The sequence below is a fragment of the Streptomyces sp. NPDC005761 genome (assembly GCF_040630635.1).
Lineage (GTDB): Bacteria > Actinomycetota > Actinomycetes > Streptomycetales > Streptomycetaceae > Streptomyces.
On the sequence record NZ_JBEXXX010000021.1, the window covers coordinates 17184 to 41100 of the forward strand.

At 71.4% G+C, this 23917-nt stretch carries 24 protein-coding genes; 10 read left to right on the top strand and 14 right to left on the bottom strand.

All coding sequences use genetic code 11. The features are described from left to right. Positions 1-11: 11 nt before the first annotated feature. Positions 12-341: a hypothetical protein gene (locus ABZ434_RS20135; RefSeq protein ID WP_359138359.1), complete on the top strand. Its 330-nt coding sequence runs from the start codon at positions 12-14 to the stop codon at positions 339-341. A gap of 20 nt (positions 342-361) precedes the next feature. Here the strand turns inward: ABZ434_RS20135 and ABZ434_RS20140 are convergent, their stop codons facing one another. From ABZ434_RS20140 to ABZ434_RS20155, 4 genes are all read right to left on the bottom strand, one after another. Continuing rightward, the gene (locus ABZ434_RS20140) at positions 362-1003 is read right to left on the bottom strand and encodes a gamma carbonic anhydrase family protein (RefSeq protein WP_359138362.1); all 642 of its coding nucleotides are present in this window, start codon (positions 1001-1003) and stop codon (positions 362-364) included. A gap of 102 nt (positions 1004-1105) precedes the next feature. Next, a complete protein-coding gene (locus ABZ434_RS20145; RefSeq protein WP_359138365.1) occupies positions 1106-1708 on the bottom strand; it encodes a hypothetical protein in 603 nt (200 codons plus the stop codon). A gap of 246 nt (positions 1709-1954) precedes the next feature. Next, entirely contained in the window at positions 1955-2455 is a 501-nt protein-coding gene (locus ABZ434_RS20150) for a metallophosphoesterase (RefSeq protein ID WP_359138585.1), read from the bottom strand. A 276-nt stretch (positions 2456-2731) separates the two neighbouring features. Beyond that, positions 2732-3352, bottom strand: coding sequence for a sigma-70 family RNA polymerase sigma factor (locus ABZ434_RS20155; RefSeq protein WP_359138368.1), 621 nt, complete (start codon positions 3350-3352; stop codon positions 2732-2734). 159 nt (positions 3353-3511) lie between these two features. On the opposite strand from ABZ434_RS20155, the gene ABZ434_RS20160 reads away from it, so the two are divergent. The 5 genes from ABZ434_RS20160 (at position 3512) to ABZ434_RS20180 (ending at position 8951) form a co-directional block, all read left to right on the top strand. Further along, the gene (locus ABZ434_RS20160; RefSeq protein ID WP_359138371.1) at positions 3512-4519 is read left to right on the top strand and encodes a MerR family transcriptional regulator; all 1008 of its coding nucleotides are present in this window, start codon (positions 3512-3514) and stop codon (positions 4517-4519) included. 214 nt (positions 4520-4733) lie between these two features. Next, positions 4734-5444, top strand: coding sequence for an SDR family oxidoreductase (locus ABZ434_RS20165; protein ID WP_359138374.1), 711 nt, complete (start codon positions 4734-4736; stop codon positions 5442-5444). Beyond that, on the top strand, positions 5441-6655 hold the full coding sequence (locus tag ABZ434_RS20170) for a lycopene cyclase family protein (protein WP_359138377.1): 1215 nt from the start codon (positions 5441-5443) through the stop codon (positions 6653-6655). The genes ABZ434_RS20165 and ABZ434_RS20170 overlap by 4 nt, the downstream gene beginning before the upstream one ends. Further along, positions 6652-7386, top strand: coding sequence for a class I SAM-dependent methyltransferase (locus ABZ434_RS20175; RefSeq protein ID WP_359138380.1), 735 nt, complete (start codon positions 6652-6654; stop codon positions 7384-7386). The genes ABZ434_RS20170 and ABZ434_RS20175 overlap by 4 nt, the downstream gene beginning before the upstream one ends. Then, positions 7383-8951 (top strand): FAD-dependent oxidoreductase, encoded by a 1569-nt coding sequence (locus ABZ434_RS20180; protein ID WP_359138383.1) that lies wholly within the window; start codon positions 7383-7385, stop codon positions 8949-8951. Before ABZ434_RS20175 ends, ABZ434_RS20180 begins: the two co-directional genes overlap by 4 nt. A gap of 47 nt (positions 8952-8998) precedes the next feature. Here the strand turns inward: ABZ434_RS20180 and ABZ434_RS20185 are convergent, their stop codons facing one another. From ABZ434_RS20185 to ABZ434_RS20220, 8 genes are all read right to left on the bottom strand, one after another. Beyond that, on the bottom strand, positions 8999-10009 hold the full coding sequence (locus tag ABZ434_RS20185) for a DUF5914 domain-containing protein (protein ID WP_359138386.1): 1011 nt from the start codon (positions 10007-10009) through the stop codon (positions 8999-9001). Then, positions 10006-11016 carry a phytoene/squalene synthase family protein gene (locus tag ABZ434_RS20190; protein ID WP_359138389.1) on the bottom strand — a complete coding sequence of 337 codons (1011 nt, stop codon included), beginning with the start codon at positions 11014-11016 and terminating at the stop codon, positions 10006-10008. Before ABZ434_RS20190 ends, ABZ434_RS20185 begins: the two co-directional genes overlap by 4 nt. Continuing rightward, positions 11003-12577, bottom strand: a complete 1575-nt coding sequence (locus ABZ434_RS20195) for a phytoene desaturase (protein ID WP_359138391.1) — start codon at positions 12575-12577, stop codon at positions 11003-11005. The genes ABZ434_RS20190 and ABZ434_RS20195 overlap by 14 nt, the downstream gene beginning before the upstream one ends. Then, entirely contained in the window at positions 12574-13716 is a 1143-nt protein-coding gene (locus ABZ434_RS20200; protein WP_359138394.1) for a polyprenyl synthetase family protein, read from the bottom strand. The genes ABZ434_RS20195 and ABZ434_RS20200 overlap by 4 nt, the downstream gene beginning before the upstream one ends. Positions 13717-13850: 134 nt before the next feature. Continuing rightward, positions 13851-15347: a cryptochrome/photolyase family protein gene (locus ABZ434_RS20205; protein WP_359138397.1), complete on the bottom strand. Its 1497-nt coding sequence runs from the start codon at positions 15345-15347 to the stop codon at positions 13851-13853. Between the two features lie 13 nt (positions 15348-15360). After that, positions 15361-16734 (bottom strand): deoxyribodipyrimidine photo-lyase, encoded by a 1374-nt coding sequence (locus ABZ434_RS20210; RefSeq protein ID WP_359138400.1) that lies wholly within the window; start codon positions 16732-16734, stop codon positions 15361-15363. Next, on the bottom strand, positions 16731-18326 hold the full coding sequence (locus tag ABZ434_RS20215) for an SDR family oxidoreductase (protein ID WP_359138403.1): 1596 nt from the start codon (positions 18324-18326) through the stop codon (positions 16731-16733). Before ABZ434_RS20215 ends, ABZ434_RS20210 begins: the two co-directional genes overlap by 4 nt. Continuing rightward, positions 18323-18499, bottom strand: a complete 177-nt coding sequence (locus ABZ434_RS20220; RefSeq protein WP_359138406.1) for a hypothetical protein — start codon at positions 18497-18499, stop codon at positions 18323-18325. The genes ABZ434_RS20215 and ABZ434_RS20220 overlap by 4 nt, the downstream gene beginning before the upstream one ends. Positions 18500-18942: 443 nt before the next feature. Between ABZ434_RS20220 and ABZ434_RS20225 the strand changes: the two genes are divergently transcribed. Continuing rightward, entirely contained in the window at positions 18943-19491 is a 549-nt protein-coding gene (locus tag ABZ434_RS20225) for a DUF4383 domain-containing protein (RefSeq protein ID WP_359138409.1), read from the top strand. 107 nt (positions 19492-19598) lie between these two features. Here ABZ434_RS20225 and ABZ434_RS20230 read toward each other — a convergent pair whose 3' ends face one another. Next, positions 19599-20450: a helix-turn-helix transcriptional regulator gene (locus ABZ434_RS20230; RefSeq protein ID WP_359138412.1), complete on the bottom strand. Its 852-nt coding sequence runs from the start codon at positions 20448-20450 to the stop codon at positions 19599-19601. Positions 20451-20535: 85 nt separating this feature from the next. Between ABZ434_RS20230 and ABZ434_RS20235 the strand changes: the two genes are divergently transcribed. From ABZ434_RS20235 to ABZ434_RS20245, 3 genes are all read left to right on the top strand, one after another. Then, on the top strand, positions 20536-21324 hold the full coding sequence (locus ABZ434_RS20235) for an SDR family oxidoreductase (RefSeq protein WP_359138415.1): 789 nt from the start codon (positions 20536-20538) through the stop codon (positions 21322-21324). A gap of 295 nt (positions 21325-21619) precedes the next feature. Continuing rightward, on the top strand, positions 21620-22267 hold the full coding sequence (locus ABZ434_RS20240; RefSeq protein ID WP_359138418.1) for a hypothetical protein: 648 nt from the start codon (positions 21620-21622) through the stop codon (positions 22265-22267). 87 nt (positions 22268-22354) lie between these two features. Further along, a complete protein-coding gene (locus ABZ434_RS20245) occupies positions 22355-22888 on the top strand; it encodes a kinase (RefSeq protein ID WP_359138588.1) in 534 nt (177 codons plus the stop codon). 124 nt (positions 22889-23012) lie between these two features. Here ABZ434_RS20245 and ABZ434_RS20250 read toward each other — a convergent pair whose 3' ends face one another. Beyond that, entirely contained in the window at positions 23013-23879 is an 867-nt protein-coding gene (locus ABZ434_RS20250) for a DUF3592 domain-containing protein (protein WP_359138421.1), read from the bottom strand. Positions 23880-23917: the final 38 nt, after the last annotated feature.

The window sequence follows — 23917 nt, forward strand, 5'->3', positions numbered from 1 at the left end:
GGAGGACGCAGATGCCCGAGTCGAAGCGGAACGAGAGGACCGATGCGCAGTCGCGGATGCTGGCTGAGGCCGCTGCGCTGCTCATCGAAGCGCAGGACAAGGCCGCGGCGATGATCCGCGAGTCGGGGTTGGAGCTGAGCTCCGCGGAGCGGAACTCGCTCGAATTCAGGTGTTCCGGAGAGCTGTCGCCTCCGCCGACCCCGCACTGGTGCCGCTGCCGACGCTACCGGGGCTCGGGTGGCGAGGATCCCTGCCGGACGGAGTTCCCCGACCACGGCGGTGTGGGCGGAGACCAGTGGGCGAGATGCGGGCATCTCAAGGTGACCCACGGCGCGTTCTGAGTCGTTCGCCCACCCGCCACCTATGACGGCGAGGACCCACCCTCTGCCGCTGAGGGTTCTTCAGCGGCGCGATCGGCGCCGTGACGGCCCAGCGCGCGGCCGAAGCGTTCAGTCAGGGCCGGCATGAGGCTTTGACCGTCGGCGGGGCGGTCCAGGCCGAAGACGTAGCCGGGGAAGTCCAGGTCCTTCTGGACCGCCCAGATGGCCTCGTGCTGGTCGGGCGGCAGGATTCGGGCCGGGTCACCGACTGCGACCCAGCCGATCGGCACCATCGCGTCAGCCGGCAGGACGGTGCGCAGGTGCACGACCGCGTTGATGCGGACCTCGGCGCGCACGCCGATGCGGGCGCCGTTGAAGACCCGGCAACCGGTGGCCAGGAACACATCGTCCTCCACCGTGCAGCCGGTGAGGTAGGACTGGGGTCCTACCAGGACCTGGTGCCCCAGGTGCAGGGGGTCGCGCCGGGTTCCGCGCAGCACGGCGTTCTCCATCACGATGCTGCCGGCGCCCAGCTCGACCGGCCCGCCCTCGGCGGTCAGCACCGCGCCGAAGAGCACCCGGCAGCCGGGTCCGACCCGCACGTCACCGCACAGGGTCGCGGTAGGGGCGATATAGGCCGACGGGTGGACAGTGGGCGAGATGCCCTCGTGTTCGATCAGCATGTCGGCGATGATGCCGTGCCCCGACAGTGCCGGGGAGGACATTCCGAGGCGCGAGATTCGGCGACCCGCCTTTCCTGCCCGCTGAAGAACCCGCCCCACCGGTCAAGGATCAAGGCGATCCGTCATCCTGAGTCTCTTCCGTTCGGCGTAGTAGAGCTGCTGGTGCATGTCTCCCGGGTCAGGGACGGCGGACAGCACGTCCAGGTCCACGCGGGACCTGACAGGAACGGAAATGTGCAGCTGCGCGAGCTCTGCGGCCACCCGCTCGAACAGCTCGTCATCGTCGAAGGCGATGTCGTACAAGCAAGCTTCGGAGAGGGTGCACTCGCCCAGATCCCAGTAGGTCAACTCCGTGTCGACCTTGATGACCGAAGGCACCTGCCGGTCCCTCCGCTGCTGCGGGTGCAGCCAGTACCCGTAGAAGCTGCCGTCCTCCTCCTGGGCCACGGCCGCCAGCCACTTGGCCATCTGCCTGGACGCCGCACAATTGGCCATGACGTCAGGGTTCGCGCGCTCCTTCTCGTTGAGATAGCTGGTGTCGGTCAGCGGGTGCTGCGCACCGGGGTCCAGAACGGTGATGCCGAACTGCTCGAAGGGGTGGCCGCTTCCCTCCCACTGTGCTGTCGCCAGGAGCCGTAGATCCTCCGGCACGGGGCGTCCGCCCAACCGCTCCCGGCAGAACTCCTCCAACCGCTCGTCAAACACAGACGAATCCCTTCTCAGCCCCGGGTGAATCGCCAGAGATCAGGGCGCGCCTCTGACAGATGCTGATCCGCGGCCGGTCGCCGGCCGACGGCGAGGCGCATCGTAGCCCGGGTGCGGTGCCCCTGCCGCCCACTGGTCCCGGAGCGGTTCGGGCACCACGACGGCACCCTGAGCACAGGCCTCCTCGGTGCGCCTGGGGGAGCTCCCTGCCGGTGCCCTCTTCCCGCTGGTCCCGGCGGATGGGTCTCAGCGCCTCGGCAGGCGGTGGAGGACGACGTCGCCGAGGATCCCCCCGGCCACCGTGCAGGTCATGTACGTGCAGTACGGCTGCCGTCTGCGGTCCGTCGGCGAGCCGGGGTTCAGCAGGCGCAGGCCGCCCGGCGCCTCGGTGTTCCACGGGATGTGGCTGTGGCCGAAGACCAGGACGTCCAGGCCCGGATGGAGCGCGGCGCAGCGCTCCTCCCGCCCGCGGGCCGCCCCGGTCTCGTGGACGACGCCGAACCGCAGGCCGTCCAATTGGAAGCGCGCCACCTCCGGCAGGCGGGCCCGCAGTTCCGGGCCGTCGTTGTTGCCGTACACGCCGACCAGACGACGCGCGCGACCTTCGAGCAGGTCCAGGGTGGCCACGTCGACCCAGTCCCCGGCATGGACGACGACGTCCGCCAGGTCCGCCTCGTGCAGCAATTCGTCGGGGAGCCGCCTTGCGCGCCGGGGCACATGGGTGTCCGAGACGAGCAGCAGTCGCACGGGACGGCCCGTCGCCGCCCCGGTCGTGTCGTCGTCCATCCGCCTGCCTTTCCCTCGGTCCGCCCGGTCTACCGGCCCCAGGCGTCCTTGCGGGGGAGGGTTGCCGGCCCGGCGTGGCGGCCCGGCCGCGGTCGGATCGCGGGCCTCGCCGGCGAGGCGAGCGCGAATACCGGCAACGGCACGGCCGCCGGAACCTGGGACAGGGCCGCCGCGAGCGGTGGGCGCGTGGGGCAGGGCGCCGGGGCGAAGACGTACCCGGCCCCGTGGTCCTCGGGTTCAGCTTCCCGTCAGGGCGGCCGTGCCGTGCGTGCCTGGCTGGTCGATCATCAGACGCAGCCGGTGCAGACCGCGGCGGGTGTGACTCTTGACCGTCCCCAGCGGCACCCCGGTGCGTTCCGCGATCTGGACTTGTGTCAGGTCCTCGTAGAAGGCCAGGCACAGTACCTCGCGCTGAGTGCGCGGCAGTTGGTGCAGGGCGTCGACGAGCAGCACACGGTCCAGTACGGCGTCCGGTGCGGGCTCGGCAGGGCGGGCGGGGGTGGCGTCGTGCGTGGCCGAGTCGACAACGGCCATGCGCCGTGTCCTGGCAGCCAGCGCGTCGATGATCTTGCGGCGGGTGATGCCGACCAGCCAGGCACCGAGCGCGCCCCGCTCCGGCCGGAATCCGTGCCGTCCGCGCCAGGCACCGACGAAGACCTGCTGGGTCACGTCCTCGGCCTCGTGGGCGTCTCCGAGGGAGCGGGCGGCCATGGTGTGGACGAGCGAACCCCAGTGCCGGTAGATGGCGGCGAACGCTTCCTCGTCGGCGGCGACGAGGCCCCGGGCCAGGTCCTCCTCGTACCGCGTCCCCTCCATGGCCGGGACGGGAACGGTGATCGGTCGCGTGCTCGTGTTCATGGCCTGATCCCTCCTGCCGTGTGTGATGCGGGGACGGAAGGTCCTGCGCCGAACGGCAAGTTCGCCGGTCGGCCGTACATGGCCGCCGTGCGATTTCCAGTCTTGGACGCACAAACGACGCAAGCAACATGCGTCGTTTGTGCGTCGTACAGTGGAGGCATGGACGTCACGACGGGTAGCGGTGAGGATCAGGAAGGCGAAGGCGGCCCGGAGGTCGGCGGGCTGACCACCGGCGAGGTGGCCCGGCGTCTGGGGGTGGCCCCCACCACGATCCGTACGTGGGACCGCCGGTACGGGCTCGGCCCCGAGGCGCACACCGGCGGCCGGCACAGGCGCTGGACCGTGCGGGACGTGGCCCGGCTGGAGCGGATGTGCGCATGGACGGCGACCGGACTGCCGCCGGCCGAGGCGGCGCACCTGGCGCGCACGGAGCAGCCGCTGACGGCGGCCCCGCCCCGACGGACGGCCGCAAGGGCGCCGCAGCCTCCGGAAGGTGGTCGCAGCCGGGCGGGGAGCGGTCTGCGACTCGGCGACGTGCGTCAGGAGTGCAAGGGAGTGGCCCGGGCCGCCCTGCGCCTCGACGCCGCCGCACTGGACCAGCTGCTGCTCACGGCGATCACGGAGCACGGACTCGTCGCAGCCTGGACCGAGGTGATCATGCCGACGCTCCAGGCCGTCGGTCGCAAGTGGGAGACCTCGGGCGAGAAGTACGTCGAGGTCGAGCACTTCCTTTCCTGGCACGTTTCCGGTGCGTTGCGCCGCGCCGCGCCCCATACGGCTCCCGACCGTCGTGGCGCCACGACGGTGCTCGCCTGCGTACCGGGGGAGATGCACACACTGCCGCTGGAGGTGCTGTCCGCCGCGTTGACGGAGAGGGGCGTGCCGGTGCGCATGTTCGGGGGCGCGCTGCCCGTCGAGTCGCTCGTCTCCGCAGTGCGCAGGACCGGACCGGCCGCCGTGGGGCTGTGGGCACAGTCCCGGACCACCGCCAGCCGGCCGCTGGCCCAGCACGTGGCCGGTATGGAGTGGGGCGTGCGCGGGGCCCGACGCAGGCCGGTCGTCCTGGCCCTCGGACCGGGCTGGGCAGGTCGGGCGCCGGCCGGCACGGTGCGCCCGGTGGGACTTGCCGAGGCCGTCACCGCCCTGGAGTCGCTGACCGGTCGGTGACGTCTCGTCGTCCCGGTCACTTGGTCGTGGCGCCTGGCATCGGCCGGCGGAACGTGGTCCGCTGGAGCAGCGGTTGCCCGGGAGGCGCCCGTCGGCCCGGGGCGGCAGGGATGACACGGGACCATGTCGTGGCCGGCCGCATCCGTGGAAGGCCCACGACCCGTAGTACTGACCGACCGGAACACCTCGTCGGATCCGTATCCAGGAGTGAAGCGTGGAACTGAGCGGTGCCCGTGTCATGGTGGCCGGTGCCACCGGAGTTCTCGGCGGCGCGATCACCGCCGAAGTCGCAGGCCGGGGTGCGCTCGTGGCCCTCGCCGGACGCGACCCGAGCCGCCTGGCCCATGCAGCCCGGTCCTACCCTGGCGCCCCGACCGCTCGCTTCGATGCCTACGACCCCGCGTCGTGCGCTCGCGCCGTACATGACACGGCGGCCGCCCTCCAGGGGCTGGACGCCGTCGTCATCGCGTTCGGGACGGTGGCCTTCGGCGCGGCGCAGGAGGTCGGCGACGAGGTCGCGGAGCACCTGATGGCGGTCAACCACCTCGCGCCCGCGGCCTTCTTCCGTGCCGCGCTCGGCATCCTGCGTCCCGGTTCCGTGGTCGCCGCCGTCACCGGGGTGGTGGCCGAGCGGCCGCAGCCCCGGATGGCCGACTACAGCGCCTCCAAAGCCGCGTTGAGGGCCTGGCTGGACGCCGTACGCCGCGAAGCGCGGAGCGCGGGTGTCGGGGTGCTGGAGATCCGGCCGGGGCACCTCGACACCGGCTTCGCCCAGCGTCCGGTAGCGGGTACCGCGCCGCCCCTGCCCGGTGGCGGCGACCCACGACAGTTGGCCGCTGCCGTCGCGGACGCACTGGCGGCGGACGCCGAGCTGCTGCGCACGCGCCCCGACGGAACGCCCGTCGTGGAACGGCGATCCCGGTGAAGTCCTCCTCCGCCGACAGGTCCGACGTGGTCGTCGTCGGTGGCGGTGCAGCTGGTCTCAGCCTTGCGCACCGGCTGGTGGAGACCAGCTCCGCCACGGTGACCGTGATCGAGCCGCCGGACGGTCCGCTACGCCCTGCGGAACGGACCTGGTGCTACTGGGACGCGGGAGCCGATGGTCTCGAAGGGGTCGTCAGCGCGTCATGGAAGGTGGTGCGGGTGTACGGCGCCGACGGCCGCCCGATCACCGTCGAACCCGCCCCCTTCACCTACCGCATGGTGCGCTCCACCGATTTCGAAGGCCTGGTCCACGGCCACCTGGCCCGGTCGGAGGGCGGACGTGTCCTGCGCGCGACAGCGGAATCGGTGCACAGCGTGGCCGGAGGCGCGGAGGTCCGGTGCAGGCTGCCCGAGGGCCCGTCCCGGACCCTGCGCGCCCGCCACGTGTTCGACTCGCGGCCGCTGACCGCCCTGCCGCCGGCTCGCACGCAGTTGCTGCAGCACTTCCGCGGCTGGTTCGTACACACCGACACCGCCCGGTTCGATCCCGCGGTGGCGGATCTCATGGACTTCCGGGTTCCCCAGCCGGCCCACGGGCTCGCCTTCGGCTACGTCCTGCCCCTGGCGCCGGACCGCGCGCTCGTCGAGTACACCGAGTTCTCCCGCAACACGCTGACCACCGAGGCCTACGATGCGGCGCTCGGTCACTACTGCCGCGACATCCTCGGCCTCGGCGCGTTCACACCGGAGAACACGGAACAGGGAGTCATCCCCATGACCGACGCCCGCTTTCCGCGACGGGCCGGGGCCGGCGTGTTCCGGATCGGGACAGCGGGCGGCACCACCCGCCCCGCCACCGGCTACACCTTCGCCGCGGCACAACGACAGAGCAGATCCATCGCCGCCGCCCTGCGGGACGGGCACGGGACCTTCCCCGCACCGTACGGGCGGCGCGCGCTGGCCATGGACGCGATACTGCTGCGTGCTCTGGACACCGGGCGCATCAACGGCCCGGACTTCTTCAGCGACCTGTTCCGCAACGTCCCGGCCGAGCGCCTTCTGCGGTTCCTCGACGGCACCACCTCCCTGCGGGAGGAGTGGGGCATCGGGCTGCGCACCCCCGTGCGGCCGATGCTCCTCACGGCGGCCGAACTGCCTTTCCTGCCCCGCCGTTCCCGGCCCATCGCAAGAAGCGGAGAGAGCCACCGATGAGCCTCCTGCGCGACCACGACCTGGCCCGCGCCTTCGACCACGCCTCGCGCACCTACGACAGCCTCACCGCCCTCAACCCCGGCTACCGCACCGGCCTCCTGCGCTCTGCCCGCCGGCTCCGCCTTCCCGACGGCGGAGCCGGATTGCATCTGCTCGACCTCGGATGCGGCACCGGCGCCTCCACCCGAGCCCTGCTCAGAGTTGCGCCCCGGGCCCGGATCACCGCCGTGGACGCCTCCGCGGGCATGCTGCGCCACGCACTGGCCAAGCCGTGGCCCGCGCGTGTGCGCTTCCTCCACCTGACCGCCGAGGAACTCGCGACGGCCGGCGAGGGCCCCTTCGACGCGGTCTTCGCGGCCTACCTGTTCCGCAACGTCACCGACCCGGACGCGGTCCTGCGGAGCGTGCGGACTCTGCTTCGGCCTGGCGGACGTCTGGCCGTCCACGAGTACAGCCTCAGCGGCTCGCGGGTGCACCGGGCGCTGTGGACCGCGGTCTGCCACGGAGTCGTCATCCCCGCGGGCACGTTGACCGGTGACCGTGTCCTGTACCGCCACCTCTGGCACAGCGTCGTCGCCTTCGACACCGCCCCCGCCTTCGCCGGCCGGCTGAGGCGAGCCGGCCTGACCTCCGTGCAGACCGTCCCCGTCGCCGGATGGCAGAAGGGCATCGTGCACACCTTTCTCGCAGGCAACGGTGGCTCGACCACGACAAGGGAGCGCACACAGTGACAGCCCACAGGACCGATGCCGCCGGCCGGGGCCGCGACCGCAAGGCCGAGATTCTGTTCCCCGCACCCGGCGCGGAGCGTTTCCGGCGCGGGGAAGAACCGTCCGTCGCCGTGATCGGTGGCGGAATCGCCGGTCTGGCCGCTGCCACCCTGCTGGCCGAACGCGGCGCCCGCGTGACCCTGTACGAGAGGGACGGCGCACTCGGCGGCAGGCTCTCCGGCCGGCGCACCACACTGACGGACGGTTCTCCGGTCACCATGACCCGCGGGTTCCACGCCTTCTTCCGCCAGTACTACAACCTTCGCGGCCTGCTCCGCCGTACGGACCCGGCCCTGTCGCGACTCACACCGCTGCCCGACTACCCCCTGCGGCACAGCGGCGGCCTGACCGACAGTTTCGCCCGCGTCCCGAGGACCCCGCCCTTCAGCGCGCTCGGATTCGTCGCCCTCAGCCCCACTTTCGGCTGGCGTGACCTGGCAGCCATGGACGCCCGGGCCGCGCTCCCGCTCCTCGACGTGCGCGTACCCGAGGTGTACGAACGCTTCGACGACATGAGCGCCACCGGCTTCCTGGAGAGCGTGCGCTTCCCGGAAGCCGCGCACCACCTGGCCTTCGAGGTGTTCTCGCGCAGCTTCTTCGCCGACCCGCGCGAGCTGTCCGCCGCCGAACTGCTGCTGATGTTCCACATCTACTTCCTCGGATCGTCCGAGGGCCTGCTCTTCGACGTGCCGGGCGAGCCGTTCCCCCAGGCACTCTGGGATCCGCTCGGCGACTACCTCCAGCGCCTGGGCGCGCTCGTGCGCACCGGCACCCCCGTCCACGAGGTCCTTCCCCGCGACGGCGGGGGAGCGGAGGTGCGTACCGAGGCCGGAACCGACCGCCACGAGGCCGTGGTGCTCGCGCTCGACACCGGTGGTCTGCGGCAGACCGTCGCCGCGTCACCCGGCCTGGGCACATCCGCCTGGCGTGACAGCATCGCGGCCCTGCGTACCGCACCACCCTTCCTCGTCTCACGGCTCTGGCTCGACCGGCCCGTCCGCGCCGACCGGCCCGGCTTCCTCGGCACCAGCGGCTACGGCGGGCTGGACAACATCAGCACCCTGGAGCGGTACGAGGGCGAGGCCGCCCGCTGGGCCGCGCGCACCGGGGGCTCGGTCGTGGAACTGCACGCCTACGCCGCCGATCCCTCGGCCGAACGAAAGGACGTGCAGGACGGGCTCGTCGACCAGCTGCACGAGGTGTACCCGGAGACCCGGGAGGCGCGCATCGTCGATGCCCGGCACGAGTGGCGCTCGGACTGCCCGCACTTCGCGATCGGCTCCCACCGCCGGCGCCCCACCGTGCGCACTCCCCACTCCTGGCTGACCCTGGCGGGTGACGCGATCCGCTGCGACCTGCCCGTCGCCCTCATGGAACGCGCCGCGACCACCGGTTTCCTGGCGGCGAACGCCCTGCTCGCCGACCGGGGGATTCGTGGACAAGTGCTGTGGACGGTCCCCAGGGCGGGCCGTTCAGCCGCGCTCCGGGCACTCGGCGCGATCGTGGGGCGTCGCCCGTCCCCTTGACCGCAGGCCTCCCGCGTGCCGGGGCGCGGGAGGCCTGCGGTCGTCGATCAGCCGGGAAAGCGCCCGGTACTGCGCAGCGCCCAGCGGCGTTCGGCGTAGGCCAGGTCGTCACGCCACAGGCGCCCGGCCGTACGGCGCATCAGCGGGCGCAGTACCGGAGCGGCGGCCCGGGCGAGGGCGAAGCCGGAGCGGTTCGACGCGGCGACCGTCGCCTCGACCACGGCGGTGCGCGGACGTTCGTGGTCCGGTCCGGTCAGTGGCGTCGCGTGCGTTTCCACCACGGACGTCGTCCCCTCGCCCTCGGTGATGCGCATGACGACCGTGCGAGGCTCCGGAGCGGTGAACTCGGCCCGCACCGGGACCACCATGCGCCCGGCGACCCGGAAGGAGACGTCGACGACGAACGCGTCGTCCTCGTCGCCCTGCGGCTCCCGCACCACCGACAGGTCGACGAACGAGTACGGGTGGAACCACGAGCCGTGCCACGGGTCGAGCCGGTTGGCCACCACGTCCTGCGGTTCGCACCGGCCCACCGCCGTGAACACCGCGTCCACCCCCCTGCCCGTCGAGGGCCGCAGGGGCACCAGGGGGCGCTCCGTGGGCTCCTCCCCGCCCACATCGTCCAGCCGTGCCCAGATCAGTACGCCGTCGTCGTGCACGGGGAACGGCTGCCAGCCGGCGGTGGGGGAACCGTCCAGCGCAAGGCCGTGCCAGTGGCACACCAGCGTGCCGCACACCACCCGGCTGTCGCGCAGCGGAGCGCCGAGGTGCGGGCAGATGCCCGGTCCCGCGTGCGGTTCGCCGTCGTCCGAGCGCCACAACACCACCTCCGCACCACCGACCGACGTGCCGTACGGGCGTCGGCCCGGACGTACGTCCCGGGAGGCGCCGACCACGTACCAGTTGCCGGAAGGACGGGCGGATGCCCGTTTCAGCGCCTCGGCGATGAGCGCCGGCCGTGCCTGACGCCAGGTCGGGGCCTGCGTCGCCCAGTCCGGGCCGGAGCGCCTGCGGCGCAAGGGCGGTGACCAGCGCTTCCCGTTGCTTGGTTCGCTCACCGCACCGGTCCCTTCCGCTTGACTGCTTGACCGCCTGCCCCGACCGCGCCTTCCCCGGCCGCGCGGTGCTGGGCGCGTGCGCGCCACCGGGCACCGGCCACGCGCAGCACACCGGCCGCGGCGGTGGCCGCGCGACGCCGACGGCACACCACCGCACGACGATGCAGCACGGTGTAGTCCTGCTCGGCGATCGCGTCGAGGATCCCGCCGTAGAGGGTGAACGCGACGCGGATACAGGGGCGCACCCGCGGATCGAGCATGGCGATGCCCGGCTCCGCCGTGCGGTACACGTCCCGCGTCATGGCTGCCGCGTCCACCAGAGCCGCCCGGACTCGCGCGTCCCGGTGCCCGGTGCGCCGGCTCCACTCGAGCAGCGGCCGGTCCACACCGTGGGCTGCGAGCAGATCGCCGGGCAGGTAGACACGGCCTCGGTCGAGGTCCTCGCCCACGTCCCGCAGGAAGTTGGTGAGCTGGAACGCCACACCGAGCGCCGCCGCGTGCGGTGCCGCTTCCTCCCGGGGTGTGACCGTGCCGAGGACCGGCAGCATCTGCAGGCCGATCACCTCCGCCGAACCGTGGACGTATTTCTGCAGATCGGCGTAGGTCGGATAGTCCGTGACGGTCAGGTCGGCGCGCATCGAGGCCAGGAAATCGGCGAAGAGCACATGCCCGATGCCGTACCGGTCGGCGGTGTCGGCGACGGCTCGGACCACCGGTTCGTCGCCGGCGCCGGTGCGCAGCCCGTCGGCGAGGTCCCTCTCCAGAAGGTGCAGCAGCCGGTCGCGCTCCTCGGGCGTCCGGTGCCGGTCGATGTCGTCGACGATGTCGTCCGCCCAGCGGGCGAAGCCGTACAGAGCGTGCACGGCGGAGCGGCGTTCCAGCGGCAGCAGACGCGTGGCCAGGAAGTAGGTCTTGCCGTGGCGGGCGTTGAGCCGTCGGCACTGGGTGTAGGCGGCGCGCAGCGCGGGATCGGTGATCCCCGCCGCGTCCAGTTCATGACGGGTCATCAGTACCTGCCGGGGTCGGGACGGTGGACACGTCGGCCGTGGCCGGCAGCGGTCGCGGTCGTGCGGACCGGGGGCCGGGCCTGCCGCCGGTGACGCGCGCGGCCGCGAGTTTGCCGCTGATGAGCACGGTCGGAACGCCGACGCCCGGAGTGGTCCCGCACCCCGCGAGCACCACGTTCTCCACGCCTCGTACGAGGTTGCGCGGGCGGAACGGTCCGGTCTGGGCGAAGGTGTGGGACACCGAGAAGGGACTGCCGGCGGCATGGCCCTGAGCCGCCCAGTCGAGGGGGGTGACCAGGACCTCTTCCTGGACGCTGCCGGCGAACCCGTCCAGCCCACGGCGTTCGAGCTCGCCGACGAGGCGTTCGCGGTAGCGCGGGCCGAGGTCTCGCCACGCGGCGGCCGGGGGACCGACCGTGGTGTTGGGGCAGGGGGCCAGAACGTAGTGGAGATGGCGTCCCGGCGGCGCCAGGGAGGGATCGTTGGTGGTCGGTCGGGTGATCAGCAGAGAGGGGTCGCTCATCAGCTCGCCCGTACGGGTCAACTCGTCGAACGTACGCTCCCATGCGCCCCCGAAGGAGATGGTGTGGTGCGCGAGCTGCGGCCAGGTGCGGTCGGTGCCCGCGTGCAGGATCACGGCGGACGGCGAGTGACGCAGCCCTGCCGGACGCAGAGGCCGGCGTCCCAGCAGCTCGTAGGCAGTGGGCAGCTCACAGGTCAGCACCACAGCATCGCAGGGGATGCGCTCGCCGGAGGTCAGGCGAACGGCGCGTACCCGTCCCGTCGAGCGCTCCAACGTGCTCACTTCGGAGCTCCAGCGCAGCTCGGCACCCGCGTCCGCAGCCGCGTCGGCCATGGCGCGGGGGAGTGCGTGCATGCCGCCTTTCGGGAACCAGACGCCGGCCACGGTGTCCATGTACGCGATCACGGCATAGGCCGCGAGTGCGCGGGCCGGGGCCACACCGGCGTACAGCGCCTGGAAGGAGAAGACGCGACGCAGGCGGTCGTCGGCGATGAAGCGGCTGATGCGGCCGTCCAGCCGGCCGAACCCGCCCATCGCCGCCAGCCGGGCCAGATCCGGGTGCAGCAACTGGAAGGGGGAGTCGAAGTTCGTATCGATGAAGCGCCGCATCTGCACCCGGTACAGCCGCTCCAGCCACTGCCGCAGATCGCGGTAGCCGGCCGCCGCCGCGGGTCCGGCGAACCGCCGTACCTCCGCCTCCATCGCGTCGCCGTCGGTGTGCACGTCCAGTGAGGACCCGTCCGCGAAGCAGGCCCGGTAGGCCGGGTCCAGAGCCATCAGTTCGACGCGGCGGTGGAGGCTGTCACCGACGGCGGCGAACGCCTCCTCGGCCAGATGCGGCATGGTCAGCACCGTGGGGCCCGTGTCCATCTCGTATCCGCCGACGCGCAGCCGGCCGGCCCGGCCGCCGGGGCCGTCGTCGCGTTCGACGACGGTGACCCGGCGCCCCGCACCCAGCAGGTGCAGCGCACACGCCAGACCGGACAGCCCGGCACCCACCACGACGACGTGGTCGGTCGGCCCCGGGAGCCTTTTCACGCCGTCTCCTGAGCACGCCGCGGTCGCGCGCCCGTCGCGCTTCCGACCAGCGCGGCGAACTCGCGGCGCAGGGCCGGGTGCGCGCCGGTACGCCCGAAGTGCTCGAGACTCATCGCGGTCAGCTCCTCGATCTTCTTCTCCACCAGGTCCCGTGCGTCGGTGCGCTCCAGCGCCGCCCGGACTTGCCGCACGGCGTACTCGGACCTCGGGTCCGAGTCCGGAGCCAACGCGGCGGCGGCCTGATGATCGTCGGCGGCGTCCGCGAGCTGCACGGCGACGGCGAGCAGGTAGGTGAGCTTGCGGGACCGCAGGTCGTCGTCGGCCGGTTTGCCGGTCAGCGCGGGGTCGCCGAAGGCGCCCAGGAGGTCGTCTCGGAGCTGGAAGGCCAGCCCGGCGCATCGGCCTGCCGCCCGCAGTGTGTCCAGCACGTGATCATCTGCCCCGGCCAGAGAAGCGCCGAGTGCGAGGGGCCGGGCGACCGTGTACAGGGCGCTCTTCAACGTGGCAATGGCCAGGGCCTCGTCGACACCGGACGAACGAGCGGCCTGGGCGTGCAGGTCGCGGTACTGTCCGGCGACCATCTCGGTGCGCATCGCCCGCCACTCCTCGTGCAGGCGCACACCGTGAGGCGTACCGAGGGCCGTCTCGGTGAGCAGATCGTCCGCCCAGGCCAGCGCCAGGTCACCGACGAGTACGGCGGCCGAGGTCCCGAACGACTCCGCGGAACCGTGCATGCCCGCCGCCCAATGCCTGCGGGCGAGTTGCACATGCATGGCCGGGGCACCTCGGCGTTGCAGCGATCCGTCCATCACGTCGTCGTGCACGAGGGCGCACGCCTGGAGCAGTTCCAGGGCGGCTCCTGTGCGCAGGACCGCGGTGGTGTCACCGGATCCGCCCCCGGCGCGCCAGCCGCACTGGGTGAACGCCGTGCGCAGTCGTTTGCCGCCCCGCTCGACCAGCGCGGCCAGGCGGTCGGCGAGCTCGCGGGCGAAGACGGGATCGACGGCACGGGAATGACGCAGGCGTACGTCGAGGACGTGCCTGAGGACGCTGCCGACTGCGTCCGTGCCGGCGGCCGCGGCGAGGGGATCGTCGACGAGTTCGGCCGGTGGGGCCACCATCGGCGGCAGTCCAAGCATGTACAACCCCTTCTCACTCCCGGTCATCCGCACATCTGTGCTTCCGCCGGATGCCTCGATGCGGATGCGCCGGCTCCTGCCGAAACGGCGCCGGCGCCGGGTGGATTTGCCTCGGCGGCCCGTGGGCGGGTGATTCATGGCGGTGTGTCACCCCGCGCGTGCTCCTGTTCGCGTACTTCCGCGAGGTCGGCGAGCCGGTCGAGTTGCCGCACAGGCTGGGCGACGCGGTGGTTACCGGCCAGCAGATTCCGGTGCCGGTCGAGGAATGCCCAGTAGCCGGCGGTGTACGGGCACGCGTGTTCGCCGGTCCGGTCGCCCGGCCGGTAGACGCAAGGACCGCAGAGGTCGCTCATGCGATTGACGTACGCGCCCCCCGATGTGTAGGGCTTGGTCGTCATCCGGCCGCCGTCGGCGTACTGGGACATGCCGACGACGTTGGGGAGCATCACCCAGTCGTAGCCGTCCACGAAGCACCGGTGGAACCAGTCCGTGACGGCGGCGGGGTCCCAGCCCCGCTGGAGCGCGTGACTTCCGAGGATCATCAGCCGGGGGATGTGGTGCGTCCATCCCGTGTCGCGTACCTGGGCCAGGACGGTACGCAGGCAGTTGGCCCGGACGGCATCCGCGTCCAGGTCGTTCCACCAGTCGGGCAGCGAGGCGGTGTGCCGGAGCTCGTTGGAGTGCCGGTAATCCTCGCCGAAGTACCAGTACAGCTGCCAGACGTACTCGCGCCAGCCGGCGATCTGGCGCACGAAACCTTCCACGCTGTTCAGCGGTGCCAGGCCTTCGCGCCACGCCGCTTCGGCCCGCTCGACGCATTCGGCGGGGTCGAGCAGACCGAGGTTGAGGGAGGAGGACAGCAGGCTGTGGCTCATGACGGGATCGGAGGCGAGGACGGCGTCCTCGTAGGGTCCGAACGTGGCGAGCCGGTGCTCGACGAAGCGTTGCAGGGCCCGCAGTGCCTCCGTGCGGGTCGCAGGGAACAGGCGCGGGCCGTCCCGTCCGACGAAGGAGACGTCGCCGTCACTCTGCCATCGGTCGAGGTCGTGCCGGACCTCCTCATCGATGTCGTCCTCACGGGGCCGGTAGGGGCGGGGGACCTGGAGGGTGGCGGTGTCGCGGGGCGGCGGCTCCCGGTTGTCGTGGTCGAGATTCCACCGGCCTGCCGCGGGCCGGTCGCCGTCCATCAGCAGATCGTGCTCGCGGCGCACCCAGTGGTAGAAGTCCTCCTGCCGCAGGCGCTTCCCGCCGTGACCGTCGGCCCAGGCGGCGAAATCGGCGGTCGGTACGAGGAAACCGCGGGCGGGGCCCACCGTCACCTGGGGGAGGGTACGCATCAGGCGGAGGGCGGCGTGCGAGGTGGGGTGGTGGACGCTGACCGGGCGTCCTCGCGCGGCCCGGTCCACCCCCTGCCGGTAGGTGTCGGCACGTACGTACGTGACGCGGTCGCCGAGTTCGGCCGCGCGGTGGCGCATCGCGGACAGCACGAGGTGGGCCTTGGCCCGGTGGAACCGGCGCCGCCGGAAGACGGAGCGCGCCTCGATCATGAGCAGGGGAGTGTCGCGCCCGGGTCCCTCTTCGCCCGGGGTGAGGAAGTGAGGGCCCAGCTGGTCGCCGAAGAGCCAGTGCACGAGGGGTGCCTCCTCAGTCGCGGCCGCGAGCGTGCCTGAAGCGCGCGAGCCCGTCGGCCAGGTCGATGAGTGGGGCCGGGTAGTCGAGTCGACCGCGTTGCTCCGCCGGGAGCCGCCAGGGTTCGTGCACCTTCTTACCCTCCAGGTCCGTGAGCTCGGGGACCCAGCGGCGTACGTAGGTGCCGTCCGGATCGAACCGCTTCGCCTGGAGGAGTGGGTTGAGTACGCGATGGGGCCGGGTGTCGGTGCCGGTGCCGGCGACCCACTGCCAGTTGAGCTGGTTGTTGACGATGTCGCCGTCCACGAGGAGGTCCAGGAAGTGCCGCGCGCCGATCCGCCAGTCGACGTACAGCGTCTTGGTCAGGAAGCTCGCTGCCAGCAGGCGCGCACGGTTGTGCATCCAGCCCTCGTGCCGCAGCTGTCGCATGGCCGCGTCGACGATCGGGTATCCCGTACGTCCGTCCCGCCATGCGGCGATGTCCTCGGCTGCGTCGTCCTCGTTCCGCCACTGGTCGTGGTGGGTGCGGTAGTCCTTGCCGGATGCCTCGGGCCGGGCCGCCATCACCTGGTGGTGGAAGTCCCGCCAGCACACCTGACGTACGAACGCGTCCGCACCGGCACCGCCGTGCTTGCGGGCCCGGTGGACGAGCTCCACGGGAGAGAGGGCTCCGAAGTGGAGATACGGCGACAGTTTGGAAGTGGCGTCACCCGCGAGGTCGTCATGGCGGTCCTCGTACCGGGACAGCAGCGAACGCGACCATCGCGAGAACCGGTCACGGCCGGACGTCTCTCCTCCAGGCAGAAGCCCGGGCGAGACGCCGGCCACATCGGCCCGTTCCGGCAGCGGCTCGCCGCGTGCCCCGTCCGGGACGCGCACGGACCGCGGCGCGGAGAAGGGGGCCCGCAGCGACTCCTGGGACCAGCGGCGGGAGTAGGGGGTGAAGACAGCGAAGTGGTCGGAACCCGAGGGCGTCACCGTTCCCGGGGCGACCACGGTGACGACCGTCTCGTGCACGCGCAGGGCCACACCGGTGTCGGCGAGGGCTTCGCGTAGCTGTTCCTCCCGGCGGTGGGCGTACGCGGTGACTCCGGCGGCCATGTGTACCTCGACGGCCTCGCACTCGGCGGCGACCGCGCGGACTTCCCGGACGACCGGGCCCGCGCGGACCACGAGGCGGCCACCGCGGCGGCGCAGCGAGGCGTCGAGGTCGTTGAGGCAGTCGGCGAGGAAGGCCCGCCGGTTGGGAGCGTCGAACCCTGCCGCGTGGATCCCGGAATCGAGGACGAACAACGGCACCACCTCGTCCGCCGCCTTGAGCGCCGCGTGCAGCGGCGGATGGTCGTGCAGACGCAGGTCCGAGGTGAACAGGACGACCGCGACGGTCATGGCTTCACTCCTGGCGGTGGTACGTGAACGGATGCCTGGTGCTGCGCACTTCGTCGGCGGTGGCGGCGGCGGATGCGCCGATCACCCTTGCGGGCGGTCAGGCCCTTGGCGGCGGCCTGGGTGATGTTGCGGGCCATGCCGCCGAAGACGACGGCGTGGAAGGGGGAGACGGCCCACCAGTAGGCGTGACCGAGGAGTCCGCGCGGGTGGAAGAGGGCACGCTGCCGGTATCGGGTGCTCCCTGCATCGTCCGTCTCGACGTACATCTCCAGCCAGGCCAGTCCCGGCAGCCGCATCTCCGCGCGCAGTCGTAGCAGTCGCCCCGGCTCGATCTCCTCGACTCGCCAGAAATCCAGTGAGTCGCCGACCCGCAGGCGTTCCGCGTCCCGCCGTCCGCGGCGCAGACCGACACCGCCGACGAACCGGTCCAGCCAGCCGCGGACGGCCCACGCCAGTGGCAGGGAGTACCAGCCGTTGTCACCGCCGATTCCCTCCACCACCTTCCACAGCGCTTGGGGTGACGCGTTGACGGAGAGCTGCCTCTCGTCCTGGTACAGGCTGCCGCCGGCCCAGTCCGGGTCGGTGGGGAGGGGATCGCTGGGGGCTCCCGGGACGGAGGCGGACGACCAGCGAGTGGCGACCTGTGCCTCTCGGACCCGCCGCAGGGCCAGGGCCAGGGCCTCGTCGAACGGCAGGGGCCGGCCCGGAGGGTCGGGGACGTACTGGGCGATGTCGTGTTCCTGGCAAACGACCTCGTGACGAAGTGACTCCGTCAGGGGACGGGCGATGGAGGCCGGGACGGGAGTCACCAGACCGACCCAGTGGCTGGACAACCTCGGGGTGAGCACCGGTACCGGTACGATGATCCGCTTTCTAAGCCCGGCGACGGCGGCATATCGGCGCATCATCTCGCGGTAGGTGAGCACGTCCGGACCGCCGACGTCGAACGCCCGGTTCACGTCGTCCGGCATGGTGGCCGCTCCGACCAGGTATCGCAACACGTCGCGGACCCCGATGGGCTGGGTGCGGGTGTGCACCCAACTGGGCGTCACCATGACGGGCAGCCGTTCGGTCAGGTAGCGCAGCATCTCGAACGAGGCGGACCCCGAGCCGATGACGACCGCGGCCCGCAGCACAGTGGCTGGAACCGGGGAATCGAGGAAGATGTGGCCCACCTCGGCGCGGGAACGCAGATGCGGGGAGAGCGACTGTTCGGGGACGTTTCGCGGAGTGAGACCGCCGAGGTAGACAATCCTTCGGATGCCTGCCGCGTGGGCCTGCCGGGCGAAGATGTGTGCCGCGCGGCGGTCGGTGTCCTCGAAGTCGGCACCCGATGAGAGGGCGTGCACCAGGTAGTAGGCGACGTCGACGCCGCCCATCGCCTGGGCGACCGAATCCGGGTCGGTGACGTCCCCCTGGACGCTTTCGACGTCGGACGCCCAGGGCTGGTCCCGGAGTTTGGCGGGGGAGCGGACCAGACACCGCACCCGATGGCCGGCCCTCAGCAGCTCCGGCACCAAGCGCCCGCCGATGTACCCGGACGCGCCGGTCACCAGGCAGAGCAAAGGCTCCCCGTTCCGTTGTCCGTTCATCGCCGCATTCCCTTCTCCCGGCTCGTCCGCGCCACCGTGCCCTCTCGACCGATCATGGACCCCACGACATGACCGTGCCCGTCGCGGCGGAGGTGGCCGGCCACCGTGACGAGGAGCCGGGAACCGTCCGGTTCCGGCGCGTCGAACGCCTGATCCGGCACCACATCGTTCATGAGCGTCTCCTGGCCGCAGGGCCAGGCGGCGCAGGCCACCCGCGCTTGGTCGTCACCCTCTACTTCACGCTCAACAGCTGCGGCGGATGCACCAACAGGCTGCCGATCACACAACCGGTCGGACCGTTCGCGTCAGCTGCCTGGCAGGCGCCCCCCGTGGGGCGAGCGGCCCCGCGGAGAGGACGGGCCGTTACCCGCGAGCCGTCGGCATTCGCTGTACGGGCAGTCGGGTGAAGCGCCCGGCCGGGCGCGCATGAGCCGGGCGGGTGGGAGCCCAGGGAACGTGGCACGTGCACGGAAGTGCGTCGGCATCTCGACGGCCACCCCGGCCCGCCCACCGCGCTTCATTGGTCGCCCGCCACTGGCCCCGCCCTGCCGGCCACGCGGGAGGACCAGTTGCACCACCGTGCATCCATAGCGGGCACATCAGTCGAAATGCGGGCATGAGGCTAAAAGATGAACTGCCCGTCGATCACCATCTGGCCACTGTCTACCGCTACGGTGCCGGCTTCTGCGGCCTCGTCCTGCTGGTCTTCGCAGGTCTCGGTTTCGCCGACGCCCTGAGCCCCTTCGATACGGGTGGCGACACGATCGTCGGCATGAGCACCAACGTCGCGCTCAGCGCCATCTCCACCGTCGTCGGTATGGCGCTGCTCGCCGGGGCGGTGATCGGCGGAAACTTCGCCTCCGTCCTCAACATGACGGTCGGCGTGCTCTTCGTGCTGAGCGGCTTCGCCCACATCTTCGTCCTGGACCGTCCGGCCAACGTCCTCGACTTCGGCATGACCAACGTGATCTTCAGTTTCGTCATGGGGCTGGTCATCGCCACGTTCGGTATGTACGGCCGCGTCTCCAGCAAGTTGTCTCACGACAACCCCTACTGGCAACGCCGTCACCCCGAGAAGGCGCCACCGGAACGCGCGTCGGTCTCCGCACTTGCCCGGCGGGAAGCAGGAGACGCCCCGCTGCCCCTCCGCCGCACCGAGGGCTGAGGGCGCTTACGAATGCTTCGCATCCGTGGGCTGAGCCACTTGCCGGATCAGTCGTCGCGACGCGAGCGCACAGGCGCCGAGGCGCGTTGCCTGCGTCGGCTGTGGCGTCACCGCAGATGGGCAGCGGTCTCGGTTCCGACCACCTGCAGAAGAGCCAGTGCCTCGGCGCCGGGGGATCTGGGCGGCGCGCTGTAGAGCACGAGGTGCTGGTCGCGGTCCGTGAGCGTGAACGTGTCGCAGTCGACGGTGACCTCCCCGACGACCGGGTGGTGGAAGGTCTTCGTGAGCATCGGCGCGCCCTGCACGTCGTGCCGCTCCCAGAGCCGGGCGAACTCGGGGCTGGCGTCGCGTAGTTCCTTGACGAGTTCGCTCACTGCGGGGTCGGACGGGTACCGGGCGACGGTGGATCGCAAACCCGTGACGACGTGGTGGCGGAATTCCGCGGCATCGGAGACCCCGTACAGCGGCATACTCCCAGGATCCGTCCCGAGGAACGCCCGGCGAGCAAGGTTGCGGTCCTTCGGGGCCAGCCCGGCGAAGTTCTCCATGAGCGCGGCCGCGAGGTCGTTCCACGCGAGCACCTCGAACACGGCGGAAGTCACGAAAGCGGCCGTCTGCGGCAGCCGCTCGAGGAGTGCGAGGACGCTGGGGCGTACGTCCCGTCGGTGTGCGCGACGACGGGTCGGCGCGGTTCCCGCGAGGACGTGGAGGTGGTCGGACTCGGCATCCGTGAGCCGCAGCGCGCCCGCTATCCCGGCGAGAACTTCTCCCGACGGCCGCGGCGCCCGCCCCTGCTCGAGCCGGACGTAGTACTCCGTGGAGATGTGCGCGAGGACCGCGGCCTCCTCGCGGCGCAGACCCGGTGTGCGGCGTCGCGGGCCGGAGGGGAGGCCGACGTCCTGCGGCCGGAGCCGCTCGCGACGGCTGCGGAGGAACGACCCGAGCTCCTGCTTGTTCATACCCCCAGTCTGCGCGCTGCTCGGCGCCGCATCCTGGTACTGCCTGTGCCTGTATCCGCCGGCAGGCCCTACTGACACTGACGTCATGAGGAACAACAGCGACATCGCCATCCCACCCATCGGCCTGCTCACCGGCAAAGTCGTGTTCATCACCGGCGCCAGCCGCGGCATCGGGGCGGCCGCAGCCCGGCTCTTCGCCTCCGAGGGCGCCGCCGTCGTGCTCGCCGCACGCAGCACGGACGCCCTCGACCGTGTCGTCAGCGACGTCCGCGCCGGCGGAGGCGTCGCCGATGCCATCACCCTGGACCTCGCCGACCCCGCGCGTATCCGCGCGGCCGTAGACCGTGTCGAGGAGCTGCACGGCCGGCTCGACGGCGCCTTCAACAACGGCGCCGTGATCCAGCAGCCCGGACCGCTGGACACCACGAGCGACGAGGACATCGACGAACAGTTCGCCGTGAACTTCCGCTCGCACTGGACCGCCATGACCGCCGAGGCCGCACTCATGCGCCGAGGTGGTGGCGGCGCGATCGTCAACACCTCCAGCATCGGCAGCCGTCGCGCGAACCCCGCGCTGCCCGCGTACGGCGCGATGAAGCGGGCGCTCAACAGCATCACCGAGACCGCAGCCGTGACCTGGGCCCGGGAGGGGATCCGAGTGAACGGGATCACCCCCGGTGGCACCGCCACCGAGATGATCAACGCCTGGGAGGCGGCGACACCCGGCATCGTCGACGAGCTGACGACAAGGATCCCGGCCGGCCGCATGCTCGAGCCCCGCGAGGTGGCCGAGGTGGCCGCGTGGCTGCTCAGCGACCGTGCCTCGATGGTGACCGGCGCGATCGTGCCGGTGGACGGCGGCGCCGGTGCCTGAACCGAGATCCTGAAATGCTCCGGCCACCCCCAACGGCATTCAGCCGGTTGCGTGGGGGCCCCTGGACACGCGCACTTCTTTGCGCGGCTAAAGCGCGGACCCCCGAGGAGCGATCCGCCGCACACCCTGACGGACAGTCCTCAGGGTGTGCAGTCGCGCGAACTCCGCGTGTCCCCTTTGGGGGTGTCGGTAGGGCCACCCCCGATTCGGTGTTCAGGCCCAGGGACCGTCAGCGTCGTCGGCGGCAGGATTCATGGCGTACCGAATCCACCACGCGGAGAATCCGGGGGACCCCATGAACGAAATGTCGGCCAGGCGCCTGACGGGCGGCGCGGGAATTGCCGCCGCCGTCGCTCTCATCGTCGAAGTGCCCCTGTACTTCATCTATTCGGGACCGCCGCCGGACGCCAATGTGCTGACCAGGTTGCTGGTCGGGATCGTCGCGCTGGCGTTCCTGCTCGTCTTCGTGACTGCGTTCCGTGAATTGGTGAAGAGCGTGAGCCCGAAGTACGAGTGGGCCGGCTCGCTGGCGTTCACGGCGGGGCTGGTCTACTCGACGATCACGCTGGTCTCCAGCGGCCTGGAAGCCGGGGCGGTCATCGCCGCCGACCATCCGATCGACCCGACGATCGACGTCAGCGGCACGTACATCCTCTACGGGTCGATTTCCCGCCTGATGCTGGCGTTCTTCCTGACCGCGCTTGGCTACGTCGTCTCCCGCACGAAACTCCTGCCGCGCTGGACCAGTGGGTCGGCCTACGTTCTGGCCGGAGTCAACCTGGCTTTCGTGCCCTCCCTGTTCTTCGGCAACACGCCTGCGCACTTCTACGCGGCGAACGGCTGGGGCACCACCGCCCTGATGGGGGCGATCCTCAGCTATTGGCTGCTGGCCCTGGGGATCTCCACCTACCGCAGCGCGAAGGCAGTGGCCCCGCAGTGCTGACAGCCGGCGCGTGTGCCGCCTACCGCCTCGCAGGCTCGGCCGAAGCCGACGGGTGAGCCAGTGGCCGCCGGTAACGTGGTGCGGATGATGGTGGGCACGGCAGAGACCAGGCTCGTTCTCCTGCGCGGGAACAGTGCGTCGGGCAAGTCGTCGGTCGCGGCAGGTATCCGGGAGCGCTTCGGTCGCGGCCTCGCCCTGGTCGGCCAGGACAACCTCCGCCGGATCGTTCTGCGCGAACGCGACCGCCCCGGCGGCGCGAACATCGGTCTCATCGACACCGTCGCCCGCTACAGCCTCGATGCCGGGTACCACGTCGTCCTCGAAGGAATCCTGAACGCCGACCGCTACGGGCAGATGCTCCAGCAACTGCGTGCCGACCATCGCGGGCACACCCACTGCTACTACCTGGACGTTCCCTTCCCGGAAACCCTGGCCAGGCATGAGACGAAACCGATCGTGGGCGAGGTGAGCGAAGACCAGTTGCGCGAGTGGTTCCGGCCGCTCGATCTCCTCCCCGGCAGCGTCGAGATCGTCATCGGCGCCGACAGCACCCTGGCGGACACTGTCGACCGCATCATGCACGACACCGGCCTCGCCCGGCTCCCCGCGCTGGAGCAATGACCACGCCGGCCTGGTAGCCCGTAGTGAGGCACAGTCCATCAAGATCCGCACTGGCCCCGGAAGTGACCGTCCTCCGCGCCCGGTTCCGCGCCGTGCGCCCAGCAGGGACACCGCCTGCCGGACGTCACGGGGTGAGTGCGACCGCCCCCACGGTGACCGCCGCCACTCCGAGGAGAAGGGCCACGAGACCGGACGCGATCTCGGATTTCCGGGACCTGTGTTCGGCCGAGAGGTCCGGGGTGAAGACGGCCGGGTCGGCGGGTGTGTAGTGGATGGTGACATCGCGGCCGTACGAGCCGACCGGGTCCGGCAGACCCGAGGTGCGGAAGGCGGTTACGGCGTTGCCATCGTGGGTGGTGAAGGCGATGACCGGCGTATGGGTGGTGCTGGTGTGGCCGTCCTCGTCGGTGCTGACGTCCTTGAGCACGGCGATGACCCGGCCCGGAACGGGGTCCAGGGCGGTCAGAGCCTCGATTCGGCGGCTCGCCTGGCGCGCGATGCCGGGCAGGTAGCACACGCCGAGGACGGTCCAGGGCCCGCCGGTCCCGAGCACGGCCCACGGCCAGCCCCACTCGATCGCGGCGACGGCCACCAGCCCGACGTAGACCAGGAAGACCGCGAAGTTCGGCCAGGCGAGTCCGTTGCGGCCTGCCGAGAGATCGCTGGTGAACTCGACGGCGTGAGGTCTCCCGGGCGGATAGAGGACGCCGATGTCCCGGCCCGTCCAGGCGGTGCTGATCCTCTCGCCGCACTCACCGTCGTTCGTGACGGTGAACTCCTGCCCCGTGGAAGGATCTTGGAAGGAGACCACGACGCCTATCCCGTCCCTCCCGGAGCTTCCGTGCCTGGGCTGCTGGACCCGCTCGATCCGTCCCATGACCCGGACCTTCCGCTGGGCCCGGGTCACCCCGGCCAGCGAACGCGCGTACCCGATCAGCGCCAGTATCGCGAACACCCCGCACCACAGCGCCAGAACATCGAGCCAGTCCACGTGTCTTCTCCTGTCGCTTCAAGTGCGGCCTTGCCCAG

Bases quoted from the DNA above. Each gene is read 5' to 3' on its own strand.
- ABZ434_RS20240 (WP_359138418.1), top strand. From the start codon at position 21,620: ATGAACGAAATGTCGGCCAGGCGCCTGACGGGCGGCGCGGGAATTGCC.
- ABZ434_RS20245 (WP_359138588.1), top strand. From the start codon at position 22,355: ATGGTGGGCACGGCAGAGACCAGGCTCGTTCTCCTGCGCGGGAACAGT.
- ABZ434_RS20220 (WP_359138406.1), bottom strand. From the start codon at position 18,499: ATGAACGATGTGGTGCCGGATCAGGCGTTCGACGCGCCGGAACCGGAC.
- ABZ434_RS20230 (WP_359138412.1), bottom strand. From the start codon at position 20,450: ATGAACAAGCAGGAGCTCGGGTCGTTCCTCCGCAGCCGTCGCGAGCGG.
- ABZ434_RS20175 (WP_359138380.1), top strand. From the start codon at position 6,652: ATGAGCCTCCTGCGCGACCACGACCTGGCCCGCGCCTTCGACCACGCC.
- ABZ434_RS20160 (WP_359138371.1), top strand. From the start codon at position 3,512: ATGGACGTCACGACGGGTAGCGGTGAGGATCAGGAAGGCGAAGGCGGC.
- ABZ434_RS20235 (WP_359138415.1), top strand. From the start codon at position 20,536: ATGAGGAACAACAGCGACATCGCCATCCCACCCATCGGCCTGCTCACC.
- ABZ434_RS20155 (WP_359138368.1), bottom strand. From the start codon at position 3,352: ATGAACACGAGCACGCGACCGATCACCGTTCCCGTCCCGGCCATGGAG.
- ABZ434_RS20140 (WP_359138362.1), bottom strand. From the start codon at position 1,003: ATGCTGATCGAACACGAGGGCATCTCGCCCACTGTCCACCCGTCGGCC.
- ABZ434_RS20135 (WP_359138359.1), top strand. From the start codon at position 12: ATGCCCGAGTCGAAGCGGAACGAGAGGACCGATGCGCAGTCGCGGATG.
- ABZ434_RS20225 (WP_359138409.1), top strand. From the start codon at position 18,943: ATGAGGCTAAAAGATGAACTGCCCGTCGATCACCATCTGGCCACTGTC.
- ABZ434_RS20200 (WP_359138394.1), bottom strand. From the start codon at position 13,716: ATGCTTGGACTGCCGCCGATGGTGGCCCCACCGGCCGAACTCGTCGAC.
- ABZ434_RS20215 (WP_359138403.1), bottom strand. From the start codon at position 18,326: ATGAACGGACAACGGAACGGGGAGCCTTTGCTCTGCCTGGTGACCGGC.
- ABZ434_RS20210 (WP_359138400.1), bottom strand. From the start codon at position 16,734: ATGACCGTCGCGGTCGTCCTGTTCACCTCGGACCTGCGTCTGCACGAC.
- ABZ434_RS20190 (WP_359138389.1), bottom strand. From the start codon at position 11,016: ATGACCCGTCATGAACTGGACGCGGCGGGGATCACCGATCCCGCGCTG.